Here is a 12,016-nt window from a genome sequence, read left to right as displayed (position 1 = left end):
GTGAGCTAAAACCAGCAATAAAGTTTATACGGTGTTGGCATTAGTTTTTTTACTTTCAGAATATTTACTTTCAATTTCATTTTTCCAATTTTCATAGCTAATTTTATTCATTCCTTTATTTAAAATCAGATTAGAATTCTTTTTCAGTTTTGTAATTATTGACTTATGATTTGGTTTTTCTTTGGTAAAGTTCCATTCAGTTTTTAATCTGCCATATTCCCAAAAATTATATTCATCTTTTATTGAGTTTTGTAACTTATTAAGATCGTAATTATTCATGAGTTTTCCATTTATTCTTGGGTCAAAAAGTATAATTCCATAAACACAAGGAAATCCTTTTTCATTTCTCCAATTGTAGCCAACAATTACTGTAAACCCATTAATTTTTCCAATTAAATAATCTTTTTTGTGTTTAAAACCAATTTTCATTAATTCCGTAAAAGGATATTTTTTTAATTCATTTACTCTCTTTTTTGGACCAAAATAAACATCATAAATATAATAAAGTGTTCCTAAAAATATAGAAACTCCAAATATTAAGTAAGTAATATTTATAATTCCATTTATATTAAATTTTCCTGATATTATAAACGAAAAAAGAAACACCAATAACATTGATGAAAATGAAATTATTGCTTTTCTGTAATATTCAAATATTTTCATTTTTTAATTAATGCCAACGTTGATGTATAAGCTTTGTTGCGTTGTTTAAGCAGTGAATTTAGTAAATAAAACACGAACGGCGAAATTCCGGAGGAATTTCCCAAGTGAGCTATAAACAGCAATAAAGTTTATACGGTGTTGTAAATAGTTATTTTTCTAATTGTTCTTTAAATTCTAATATTTCAGACAAATAAATTTCATTTAAAAATTCATTGTAAGCATCATCTCTTTTATAATCTATGTTTTTTTCAGCTTCTAAAATATTTTCTTTAGCTTTCTCAATATTTCCAAGTTTGTAATATGCTTTAGAAATTCCAAAAGATGATTCAGTCGTATATTCTGATTGTGCTAAAGCTCTTTCAAATTCTGAAATAGCTTTTTCATAATTACCGAGTTTATATTCACAAAGTCCGAGATAAACAAAAGTGTGAATATCTACCCAATCTTCTTTATTATGTTTAACATTTAGATTGAATGATTCAATTGCTTTTTGATAATCTTTTTTTCCAAAATAGCATTCTCCTCTCAAAAAGTCAATGTTTTCTCCCCAAGGCGCATCTACAAATTTAGGTGTTAAACTATCAAGTCTATCAAAATCTGCCAAAGCTTTATCAAAATCTCTAATTTTCCTTAATCTGATCCAACCTCGATAACCTAAATGCATTTCTGGCTCAAGTTCAACTGCTTTATTTAAATATGTAAACCCTTTTTCAAAATCTCCTGCCTTATTTAAGTGAACTGAATATTCCATATATTCTTCACTATTTTTGGATTCAAAATTCTCTATTTTTTCAGATAATTCTTTTGTTGTCTGAATTCTATCTTTATTCCAGAAATAAAGGTAAATACTGAAACCAATTCCAATAATTATGATGAAACCAAATACAATTCCTAATATTTTAAAAAATTTCTTCAATTTTTCCGTCTTTAATTTTTAACCTTATTAAATTGTAAGTTTTATAATCTTTGTCTCTTTTCCAGTCTTTAATTTTAATAGCAATTTGTTCAATTTTTTTGGCTAATTTTCCATTGTTAAATTCTGTTTTTTCATAATTCTCGTCAATTTGAAATGTTTCTATGTCGCAGAATTTTCCAGTTTTAGTAATGTTTAATCTTAAAGTTATAAAACCATTTTTTGGTGTAATTTCAGTTTCTGAATTTTGAATATTCTTAAAAGCTTTTCTTAAACTTGGTTTTTCTCCTTCAATTCTGCTATTTACTCCATTCCACCAATATGGAATTGTTCTTTCATTACACTCATTGTTTTCTTGTGAAAATCCAAAAAGTGATAATATTGTTATAAAAGCGAAAAGTTTCTTCATAATTATTTACAACGTTTATGTGTATGGAAAGTTGCGTGCTTGTGTGCGAGGATTTTCCGAAGGAAAATCAGAAGCTAGCAAGCAAAGCAACTGACATTGGTTAAGCTAAAAATAGCAATTTTTTATACACGGTGTTGTAAAACGTTTTTTTTATTCAGTTAGTTTTTCAATTATATTATCTAAAATTTTTGAATCCGATTGATTTTTTAAATAAACAAAATTCGGCGCCATTACATTACCAATTCCTAAAATGCCGTATTCAGGATTGAACAAAATTGGTCCAGTTCCGTCGGTTTCTGGTTCTTGCATTTCGTAATTCACGAATTCAGTTTTGGAAAGCGAAAATCCTTTAAAATTCTCGCTATTTTTTGGAATGTATTTCCACATTGCAAATTTTAATATTTTAGTTTTCGGAATGTAAAATACATCCATATTTTTACTTTCGTCAGTCAGATTTTGATATTTGTATTTGGTTATAGTATCTCTAATTTCAATTGTCAGTTTGTAGTTTTCTGTTCGTTTTAGAGAATCAAAGTCGAACACATAAAGAGTTCTGTTTTCAGTTATAATTCCTTTTTTTGAATTGGAACAAGAAACTGAAAACAGTACAATAATTAGTATTTGGAACGCTTTTTTCAAATGTTTTACAACGTTGTTGTGTAAGGAAAGTTGCGTGTTTCTAAGCAATAAAGTTACTAAATAAAACACGAACCAAGAAAATCCGCGAGGATTTTCGTAAGTAGGCTAAAACCAGCAATTTTTTTTACACGGTGTTAGGTGCAGTTTTAATTCTTATCTAAAAACATAATTTCAGGCATCACACTTTCAATAGAATCTATATTCTCAATTTTTTTCTTACTTAATCTTATATGGTCTAAATATTTAAGGTTATTAATTTCAAAAGGGATTTGTTTAATATTACTCCTATACATCCAAAACCTTTTTAGGTTTTCCATTTGAACAATACAAGAAGGAAATTCTTTTATTGGATTGTCACTAATATCTAACACTGTCAGATTTTTTAGTTTACCAAGTTCTTGAGGAAGTGTTTTAATATTATTATGCCCAAGTGATAATTCCCATAAACTTTCAATATTCCCTATTTCTTTTGGAATAGATTTTAAATTACAGTTTCCAACTTTTAGTGTTCTCAAATTTTTTAAATTCCCTAATGAAGAAGGTAATTCTTCCAATTTACTTGAATTAGCAATTATTGATTTTAATTTCTTACAGTTTTCGATTTCTTTTGGAAGAGATTTTATTGTTGAACCAGAAATAATTAAAACTTCTAAATTTTTTAATTTCCCTATTTCAGGTGGAATTGAATCAATTCTTTTTCTTCTTAAATTAAGTTTATAAACATTTTCAGGGTTTTTTAAAGCATTAACTAAAGAAAATTCCTCTCTTAAGCCGTTCGTAGAAATAGTGTCTTTCCATTCCTTCTCAGCTACTGAAATCAAATAATTATGCAAGAAGTAAGATACCTTTGAATCAATGCTGTCCAATTCTAAATAGGTTATATTTTTTTCGTTTGTAAATCGATGTCCAGAAATTTGTTTTCTGGAGTGTCTACATTTGATGTGACGATTTTTATGAGGTTATAAATTTTATATTTGACTTATGGTAAAAAAGTATGACAATGAATTTAAAGTTATGATTGTAGAACTGTTAAATTCGGGCATTAAGACAAAACAAGTTAGTGAGGATTATGGTTTAAGCTTGAGTATGGTTGGGCGTTGGAAACGCGAATACAAGTTACAATCGGGTGATTTCTCAAAAAAAAAGGAGTTATCTATTGAAGCTCAAGAACTCAAGGCTCTAAAGAAAGAGTTAAAGAATGTAACCATGGAGCGTGACATCTTAAAAAAGGCGGTGAGCATCTTCTCCAAGAGCGACCTATAAGGTATCAATTCATTTTAGAAAACATTGATATATATCCAGTTGAGAAGATGTGTAAATCTATGAAGCTTAGTAAAAATGCTTATTATCATTGGTTTAAAAACAAAGATGTTATATTTTTAAAAACACCTAAAATACATTTAAAAGAAAGGATTAAAATTATTTTTAAAGAAAGTAAAGAAATATATGGTAGTTGTAGGATTCAAAAAAAGTTAGAACGAGAAGGCTTAATTTATTCTCGCTCTTATATCGGACTACTAATGAAAGAAATGGGCTTAAGGAGTGTTTTAAAAAGAAAATTTGTAATTACAACAGATTCTAATCACCAATATTTAATTGCAGAAAACATGTTAAATAGAGAGTTCTCTAGTCTTAAATTAGGAGAAAAATGGGTGTCTGATATTACTTATATTCGAGTTAATGATGATTGGAATTATTTAACAACCATCATAGATCTTGCAGATAGAAAGGTTGTTGGATGGTCTTTAAGTGAAGATATGACGACTCAAAATACGGTAATGAAAGCTTGGATTGATGCTCGTAAAACAAGAAATATTAGTAATAGTCTAATTTTTCATTCGGATAGAGGTGTACAATATGCGTCAAACAAAATAACCAACATTTGTGATTTTAATCTTAAAATAACCCAAAGTATGAGTAGAAAAGGTAATTGTTGGGACAATGCGGTAGCTGAAAGCTTCTTTAAGACAATAAAGTACGAATGGTTATATCGATTTAAATTTACGTCCTACAATCAACTATATGACTCTATAGAAGACTATATTTATTGGTATAATACCCAAAGATTACATTCTAGTTTAGGATATCTCTCACCGCTAGAAATGGAAATAAAATTGAGAGGAATTATTAAAAAAGTAGCTTAAGAAAATAGTCACAAATTTATTAGCTACTCCACAGGGAATAATACTATATCTGAATTTTCTTTTCTAGCTTGATTTAAAATTAGTGCTAAACGCTGATACCTTTCAATTGATAAATTCGGTTCATTCCTAACACCTTTGACAATGTTACTCTCTGTGACTTCTGTATTAGCAAATGAAATACTCGGTTCCTTAATTTTATCTTTAGAATTTACTCGAAATTCTTTAATTTGATTTTGGTTATCTAAATTATCGTTTCGATTTACTAAATTAAAAAAACTTGATTTTAATTTCTTGTCGCTTAAAATATAATGAGGTAAATGATTTGAATTACCATTTAAGTAAATATCAAAAGCATAATCTAAATAGTACTCTTCTGTTGAAGTTTTTTCTTTAGTTAATTGATCTTTCTCTTTTTTTATTATCGGACCTAAAATATCTGTCAAGTGGTATCCATTCTCTTCTTTGCATTTTGATTTATTGAATTTTGACAACTCTGAAAAAGTAGAAGCAAAGCAACATTCCCAAAACTTTATAGGTCTTGGAGAGTTTTTAATAAGCTCATCATCCAATTCATAAGACTCAATATCAAATTGAAGCTTTAGTAAATTGCTATATCCTTTTTTAGAGTCTTTGGTGTAATTTAATAATGGTGTTGAAACATATTGATGCCTAATCATATTCGTTTCTCTAAATCTATTTTGCCAAACTGAATTTGATTTTGTTATCTCAGTATCATTCATAAAGTATACTAGTAGTGAATTAGATAGTTCACTAGTTTTAAAATCAAAATGGCGCTCAATGTCTTTGCTTTGGTTCAAAAACATTGGATTTAAAGAAATAGTTAATTCGTGAGCACAATCTAAATACTCAGCCATTGATTTTTGAACAATTCTATATTCTACTTTTGTGTTTTCAATAAACTCAATATCTTTTTTACCAATATTATCTATTTGCTCCGCACAATGGATATAAAAATCTATGTATGATTTAGGTTCTTTGTTGACTAAAAAATAGGTAAAAACTCTTTCCCATAAGCGATAAAATTCCAAACAAGTAGAGCCTTTGAAAAATTTAAGAACTTGATTTTTTTCTTTTTCAGAAATATTGCGTTCGTGATTTAAAGAACTGAATATTTGATTAGAAAGAAATAAAGTTAAGCCATATCTGTTTTCTTTATAATCTTGTAGGGTTTTAATTTTTCCTTCTGTTCCATTATAATCTAAATGATATGCGCTTTTTTCAAACTCTCCTAAAGAATTGTCGTGATTTGGTAAATCTCTAAATTCACTAGTTCTCTCTTCTAATTCTTTTTTTAATTTATTTATTACCATATCTGATTCTTCCGAATCAAAGTAGTAAAGAAGTGTTTTTTCACTTTGACAGAATAATGATTTCTTACCATTTATTTTAAAAACCCTTCCTTTAGAATTACTTGAGTCTTTAGAAAAAGGAGAATCAACAAGGTTGATTAATGGACTTAGGTTAGATATAATATATTTTTCAATTTCATTAAGAGTTTCTTCTTCGAAGGTGATTTTATAATGAATACCATTTTTCCTTTTAATTCTCTTTTTGTATTCAGAAAATGAGAATTTAAAATCTTCATTTTCTTCTTCATTACTTGAATTTGGATTAGGGTCAGCAAGAACTAATAAAATATCATCAACATATCTTCCGTAATATGCAGGTTTGTATTTTTCTACAATTCTTTTATCAAAATCTTTTAGATAGTCATTTGCAAGAACGAAAGAAGATAAAAGACCAATAGGTAATATAAACTCTAATAGTTCATTATTATCATTACGTTTCAACTCATTCGAGAAATCATATGGTTGCTCATATTGTTCCGTTATTTTATCCGTATAAATATGATGAATTTTTAAAAAGAGCTTGTTTAGATTATTATAAGCTATTTTATAATGAGTTCTATCCTCACTATGAATTAATTTGTTTGGTATTCTAACAGAATGAAAATAATCTTTAACATCTAAATTGAGAAAAAGTACATCTCTTTCATTTTTTATTAATTCTTGAGCAACACTTACAGAATCGTCTCTCCATTTTTGATATTGTTTGAAATATGGTTTAAATAGGCCAGAACCGTGGACAATATTTTTCTTATCCTTACTTAGTAATAATCTATTTCCAATACAGTTACTTCCAAGTTTGGAGTCAATTTGAACACCATCTTTTATTGTCCAAAGAACAGATAATAAATGTATCTCAATTGGAGCGTCTATAAAAGCTGTAAGCCTTTTAATTGGGTATTCCTTCTCAACCCTTTGATTTGTAATGAAGTTATCTGCTTTTTCGGTTTTCTCATACTTTTTTGGATAGATATTTGCATCAATCTTATTTAGAAAATAATCAAAAAAATCTGTAGAACTATGATAGTTGTTTAATTCATTTGTGAAAATTTGTAATTTACTCTCAACTGACTGAGGAACACCATGGAGTGTCTACATTTGATGTGACGATTTTTATGAGGTTATAAATTTTATATTTGACTTATGGTAAAAAAGTATGACAATGAATTTAAAGTTATGATTGTAGAACTGTTAAATTCGGGCATTAAGACAAAACAAGTTAGTGAGGATTATGGTTTAAGCTTGAGTATGGTTGGGCGTTGGAAACGCGAATACAAGTTACAATCGGGTGATTTCTCAAAAAAAAAGGAGTTATCTATTGAAGCTCAAGAACTCAAGGCTCTAAAGAAAGAGTTAAAGAATGTAACCATGGAGCGTGACATCTTAAAAAAGGCGGTGAGCATCTTCTCCAAGAGCGACCTATAAGGTATCAATTCATTTTAGAAAACATTGATATATATCCAGTTGAGAAGATGTGTAAATCTATGAAGCTTAGTAAAAATGCTTATTATCATTGGTTTAAAAACAAAGATGTTATATTTTTAAAAACACCTAAAATACATTTAAAAGAAAGGATTAAAATTATTTTTAAAGAAAGTAAAGAAATATATGGTAGTTGTAGGATTCAAAAAAAGTTAGAACGAGAAGGCTTAATTTATTCTCGCTCTTATATCGGACTACTAATGAAAGAAATGGGCTTAAGGAGTGTTTTAAAAAGAAAATTTGTAATTACAACAGATTCTAATCACCAATATTTAATTGCAGAAAACATGTTAAATAGAGAGTTCTCTAGTCTTAAATTAGGAGAAAAATGGGTGTCTGATATTACTTATATTCGAGTTAATGATGATTGGAATTATTTAACAACCATCATAGATCTTGCAGATAGAAAGGTTGTTGGATGGTCTTTAAGTGAAGATATGACGACTCAAAATACGGTAATGAAAGCTTGGATTGATGCTCGTAAAACAAGAAATATTAGTAATAGTCTAATTTTTCATTCGGATAGAGGTGTACAATATGCGTCAAACAAAATAACCAACATTTGTGATTTTAATCTTAAAATAACCCAAAGTATGAGTAGAAAAGGTAATTGTTGGGACAATGCGGTAGCTGAAAGCTTCTTTAAGACAATAAAGTACGAATGGTTATATCGATTTAAATTTACGTCCTACAATCAACTATATGACTCTATAGAAGACTATATTTATTGGTATAATACCCAAAGATTACATTCTAGTTTAGGATATCTCTCACCGCTAGAAATGGAAATAAAATTGAGAGGAATTATTAAAAAAGTAGCTTAAGAAAATAGTCACAAATTTATTAGCTACTCCATAAGAAAATGTCCTTTTTGTATCGTAGTATTCTGTGGAATATTTACAACTATTTGATTCTATAACAACTATATCAGGATTTGTAAACAACTCTTCATCCTGTGAAGATTGAACGGCTAAATTGTGTTGTATTTCAAATTCATACTCTATATCATTTACAATTTTAGATACTTTAAAAAATGAATAATTTGATTGAATACCAGAAGTAGAACATTTGTAACGATACCTTTTTTTTGCTTGAAGATTTGCTATAGTTACTTTATACCCATTTCTTTCATAGTATTTTACAATATAATTAAAACAACTCATTTCAAAGTAATCACTCATACGTTTAGCTTGAGTATGAACTGTTGATTTAAATTTATTAATATAAGTTACTATTTCTTTTTCGAGTAAATGAGCTTCTTTAAAAGGTGACCGTTTCTTTATTACTTTATTTTTTTCAGTATTATCCTCTTCTTTATTTTTAACCATAATACTCCGCTTTTTTCAGATTTACTAAATACAATAAAAAATCTTTAGTGACTGAATAATTAGTTAAACCATTAGACAAACCGTAATTATCAAGGATATTATTATAGTTGATTATTACACCTAATAATTTGTTTTTTTCATCACCTGTTAATTTATAAGCACCTATTTGGATTGTTTCTGATTCTGAATAAGAACTAACTGTGCTATAAAATTTAACACCAGCTTGAAGATTAGAAATTACTCTTTTATCAAAAATAGATAGTGCCAATAATAACTCTACAGTTTTCATAGAGTCCTTTAATATTTCATATCTTTTTGATTCTGTAATAATAAAAACAGCTTCCCTTAAGCGAGATTCATATTCTTTATAAATTTGATTTGCTAATTTATATGGTAAACCATATGTAAAAATATTTATAATAGGTGTTTCTTTAGCCATAATTAATCTAAATGGCTTGTTTTATTAAGTATAGAATATACTCTAAATTATCATTATTTGTTATTACCAATTCATAATCTCCATTTCCCCAATGACCTGTATTTGATACATCACGCATTATGTTTTTAGGGTCTTCAAGTTTGCCTTTAGGTAAATTAATGAATAGTTTTATTCCTTTTTTTAGTGTTACAATATCAGCTATATTTTTATCCTTTTTAAATGCTATATATAATTTTTTAGGGTCTAACTCTATATTATCAGCTAAGTTTAAAATAGCTTCTTTGTAAGTTTCGTAGAGCTCTTTAACTTTATCTGGATAACTATCTAAATGAAATTCTTCTGTATATACTTTTATCTCTTTTGTAACTGCTTCTAATTGTGTATTGCTTGATGTTATCGGTTTTATACTTTCTGCAGATTTACTTTTCTTTATTTGATTTACACTTATTAAATTATTTTCATAACGTTTTACTTCCCATAATTCAATAGCTATATCTTTGAAATTTGTTGCTGTTCTTTGGTTTTCTGTAAAACTTGTAGATACAAATACTACCCTTGTTTGACTCCAATCTACATCTGTACGCTTTAAATTTTGTTTTAATGTTTCGTTATATTCAACAATAAAATCTGCTTTATTTTCAAGCATTAAACTTAAATATGTAAATCCCTGATCTACTACACTAATATTTTTACTTCGTTTATATTCTATAATTATAAATGCATTGGATTGTTTATCATACGCTAAAGTATCTATGCGTTTGTTTTTGATAGAGAACTCAGATTTCACTAATTGCAAATCCATTAACTCATTTAAATTACTTTCAAAAAGTGATTGTATTTCTCTTTCTAATTTAAATGGCTTCTCTTTTAAAATACTAATTGTTTCTTTTGATTTTAAGTTATATAAATGCATAGTTAATATTTTATTTGTTTTTCAAAATCATTACATAGTTAATTCAAAAAACAGATGTTTTAACCTTGGTAAATAGTATTATTTTTTCCCTTTACCTAAATGGTACACTAAAAACAAACACACAAAAGATATGAATGCAAGTGCATAAAGTGTAAAATTAGATTTAGCATATTTAATTGCAGAAAATAACCATAGACTAATCCAAGATAAAAACACAAAAAAACTAACTGTTATATTTATTCTTGATACCGAAAAATTACCTGCATTGAAAAATTCACTTTCAACTTCTGGATGAATATTATATAAAGATAAATTAAGACTGTCTTCTAATTTTTTTATTACATTTTCCCAATGTTCCTGCCACCTTTTACTGCCTCTATTTACAAGATACCAAGCATAAGAGAATATACAACCAATTGTACATACTATTAAAACATACTCAATTGCAAAATTATTCTCTTTACTAAAAGCTATTAATGTTGCAAAAAAACCAGCATAAATTACTGCAAGAAAACCCCAAAAGTATTGTGCTCTTTTCCAATAGTGACTTATTTCAAAATCTCGAAGTTCATAAGCTCTATTTAATTGGTGTTTTAATTTAGTATCATCCATAATTAAAGTTTTTTTTTAAGAGTAACATCTATTAACTCTTTAAATTCTATAATACTTTTTAAGTTTTTACTATCTGGCATATAATAAGAATCACAATTTTTTCTTACATCTTTACCATAGTTTTGAGCAAAAACCTCTAATTGTCCAATTTTAATAATCACCCTACCTATATCCTCCGTAAGCTTAACTATTTCATCGAACTCATAGGTAACTTTTTCTTTTTGAAGAGACAACAATTCATCAAATAAAGGCTGAAAATAAGTTATTTTCAAAACTGTTAAATCCGAATCAATTGCCTTATTATTTATACTGTTATTTATGTCCTTAATGTAATTTCTATAATCCAACCAGAAACCATCTAATGCTTTAAAATAAGGAGAATCGATAAGATTATAAGAAGACATAGGGTGGTATGTAGTAATATATTTATTCCTTATCGTATGAAGGTCTTCTAAAGCAGATTGAGTATATTTTTGTATCTTATATTTTAATTTAACCTTTTTACCCATTTGAGAAGTATAATTATCTCTTAAATGCGGTGTCATTTTAAAATAAAAATCCAAATTTTTATAAAAATCGAGGAATTTATTTTCCCAATCATTTTCTTTATTCAGGAAATGACGAAATGATTTATAAACAGCCATATAATCCATTTCTATTATCCTATTGAAATTATTACTTACAGTAAAATAAGTTGTGTTTGACAAAGTAGGGTTCTTTAACTCATTTTCGTAAAACGTTTTTAACTCTTGACCTTGACCTTTAATATCACCTATAATCGAACCTAAAAAACTACTAATTAACTTTAATAAATCTTTTTTTTCTTCTATTTTTTCTTTCTCTATAGCCTCTTTTTCTAGTTGTATTTGTTCTTTTTGCTCTAACACTTGATAAACAACAAACAAAATTGATAAAAAAGCTAAAACACCCCCTATTAATGAACCATAAGCAGATATAATTTTATCTTTCCCATTAAAATCAATGCTAAACCATTTCCAATTATCTGTTTCATAAATCGCATCTAAAGTTAAAAATGATATAATAAGAGCAGTAATTATAGATATTATAGTTATAAATACTTTATATGTTTTTATTTTCTTTATCATC

General features: G+C 27.2%; 13 protein-coding genes. 2 read left to right on the top strand and 11 right to left on the bottom strand.

Annotated features, from left to right (window positions below; all coding sequences use genetic code 11):
• Positions 1-24: 24 nt before the first annotated feature.
• From JOP69_RS06305 to JOP69_RS06285, 5 genes are all read right to left on the bottom strand, one after another.
• Positions 25-663 carry a hypothetical protein gene (locus JOP69_RS06305; RefSeq protein ID WP_203395258.1) on the bottom strand — a complete coding sequence of 213 codons (639 nt, stop codon included), beginning with the start codon at positions 661-663 and terminating at the stop codon, positions 25-27.
• 148 nt (positions 664-811) lie between these two features.
• On the bottom strand, positions 812-1,579 hold the full coding sequence (locus JOP69_RS06300; RefSeq protein WP_203395257.1) for a tetratricopeptide repeat protein: 768 nt from the start codon (positions 1,577-1,579) through the stop codon (positions 812-814).
• On the bottom strand, positions 1,563-1,985 hold the full coding sequence (locus tag JOP69_RS06295) for a hypothetical protein (protein WP_203395256.1): 423 nt from the start codon (positions 1,983-1,985) through the stop codon (positions 1,563-1,565). The genes JOP69_RS06300 and JOP69_RS06295 overlap by 17 nt, the downstream gene beginning before the upstream one ends.
• Positions 1,986-2,135: 150 nt before the next feature.
• Positions 2,136-2,624: a hypothetical protein gene (locus JOP69_RS06290; RefSeq protein ID WP_203395255.1), complete on the bottom strand. Its 489-nt coding sequence runs from the start codon at positions 2,622-2,624 to the stop codon at positions 2,136-2,138.
• Positions 2,625-2,770: 146 nt separating this feature from the next.
• Positions 2,771-3,445, bottom strand: a complete 675-nt coding sequence (locus JOP69_RS06285; RefSeq protein WP_215602669.1) for a leucine-rich repeat domain-containing protein — start codon at positions 3,443-3,445, stop codon at positions 2,771-2,773.
• A gap of 160 nt (positions 3,446-3,605) precedes the next feature.
• On the opposite strand from JOP69_RS06285, the gene JOP69_RS06280 reads away from it, so the two are divergent.
• Positions 3,606-4,768, top strand: a protein-coding gene (locus JOP69_RS06280; RefSeq protein WP_203395325.1) for an IS3 family transposase whose coding sequence is annotated in 2 segments (ribosomal slippage) — positions 3,606-3,843 and positions 3,843-4,768 — 1,164 coding nt in all. Because the reading frame shifts where the segments join, the coding sequence is not laid out codon by codon here.
• Positions 4,769-4,791: 23 nt separating this feature from the next.
• On the opposite strand, the gene JOP69_RS06275 is transcribed toward JOP69_RS06280, so the two are convergent.
• Positions 4,792-6,579, bottom strand: coding sequence for a hypothetical protein (locus tag JOP69_RS06275; RefSeq protein WP_203395300.1), 1,788 nt, complete (start codon positions 6,577-6,579; stop codon positions 4,792-4,794).
• Positions 6,580-7,278: 699 nt separating this feature from the next.
• On the opposite strand from JOP69_RS06275, the gene JOP69_RS06270 reads away from it, so the two are divergent.
• A protein-coding gene (locus JOP69_RS06270) for an IS3 family transposase (protein ID WP_203395325.1) occupies positions 7,279-8,441 on the top strand; the annotation gives its coding sequence in 2 pieces (ribosomal slippage) (positions 7,279-7,516 and positions 7,516-8,441; 1,164 coding nt in all).
• Here JOP69_RS06270 and JOP69_RS06265 read toward each other — a convergent pair.
• From JOP69_RS06265 to JOP69_RS06245, 5 genes are all read right to left on the bottom strand, one after another.
• Positions 8,394-8,945: a hypothetical protein gene (locus tag JOP69_RS06265; protein ID WP_203395090.1), complete on the bottom strand. Its 552-nt coding sequence runs from the start codon at positions 8,943-8,945 to the stop codon at positions 8,394-8,396. The genes JOP69_RS06270 and JOP69_RS06265 overlap by 48 nt on opposite strands.
• On the bottom strand, positions 8,938-9,384 hold the full coding sequence (locus JOP69_RS06260) for a hypothetical protein (protein WP_203395091.1): 447 nt from the start codon (positions 9,382-9,384) through the stop codon (positions 8,938-8,940). Before JOP69_RS06260 ends, JOP69_RS06265 begins: the two co-directional genes overlap by 8 nt.
• A 7-nt stretch (positions 9,385-9,391) precedes the next feature.
• Entirely contained in the window at positions 9,392-10,297 is a 906-nt protein-coding gene (locus JOP69_RS06255) for a DUF5655 domain-containing protein (RefSeq protein WP_203395092.1), read from the bottom strand.
• Between the two features lie 78 nt (positions 10,298-10,375).
• Positions 10,376-10,909 (bottom strand): hypothetical protein, encoded by a 534-nt coding sequence (locus JOP69_RS06250; RefSeq protein ID WP_203395093.1) that lies wholly within the window; start codon positions 10,907-10,909, stop codon positions 10,376-10,378.
• Between the two features lie 2 nt (positions 10,910-10,911).
• Entirely contained in the window at positions 10,912-12,015 is a 1,104-nt protein-coding gene (locus JOP69_RS06245) for a hypothetical protein (protein ID WP_203395094.1), read from the bottom strand.
• Position 12,016 lies beyond the last annotated feature (1 nt).

This window comes from Polaribacter sp. Q13, assembly GCF_016858305.2.
Lineage (GTDB): Bacteria > Bacteroidota > Bacteroidia > Flavobacteriales > Flavobacteriaceae > Polaribacter.
This window is presented reverse-complemented; position numbering and strand designations above follow the sequence as displayed.

What these genes read in the sequence shown, in the direction of transcription:
- JOP69_RS06305 (WP_203395258.1), bottom strand. Translation starts at nt 663, where the DNA reads ATGAAAATATTTGAATATTACAGAAAAGCAATAATTTCATTTTCATCA.
- JOP69_RS06295 (WP_203395256.1), bottom strand. Translation starts at nt 1,985, where the DNA reads ATGAAGAAACTTTTCGCTTTTATAACAATATTATCACTTTTTGGATTT.
- JOP69_RS06265 (WP_203395090.1), bottom strand. Translation starts at nt 8,945, where the DNA reads ATGGTTAAAAATAAAGAAGAGGATAATACTGAAAAAAATAAAGTAATA.
- JOP69_RS06260 (WP_203395091.1), bottom strand. Translation starts at nt 9,384, where the DNA reads ATGGCTAAAGAAACACCTATTATAAATATTTTTACATATGGTTTACCA.
- JOP69_RS06255 (WP_203395092.1), bottom strand. Translation starts at nt 10,297, where the DNA reads ATGCATTTATATAACTTAAAATCAAAAGAAACAATTAGTATTTTAAAA.
- JOP69_RS06250 (WP_203395093.1), bottom strand. Translation starts at nt 10,909, where the DNA reads ATGGATGATACTAAATTAAAACACCAATTAAATAGAGCTTATGAACTT.
- JOP69_RS06245 (WP_203395094.1), bottom strand. Translation starts at nt 12,015, where the DNA reads ATGATAAAGAAAATAAAAACATATAAAGTATTTATAACTATAATATCT.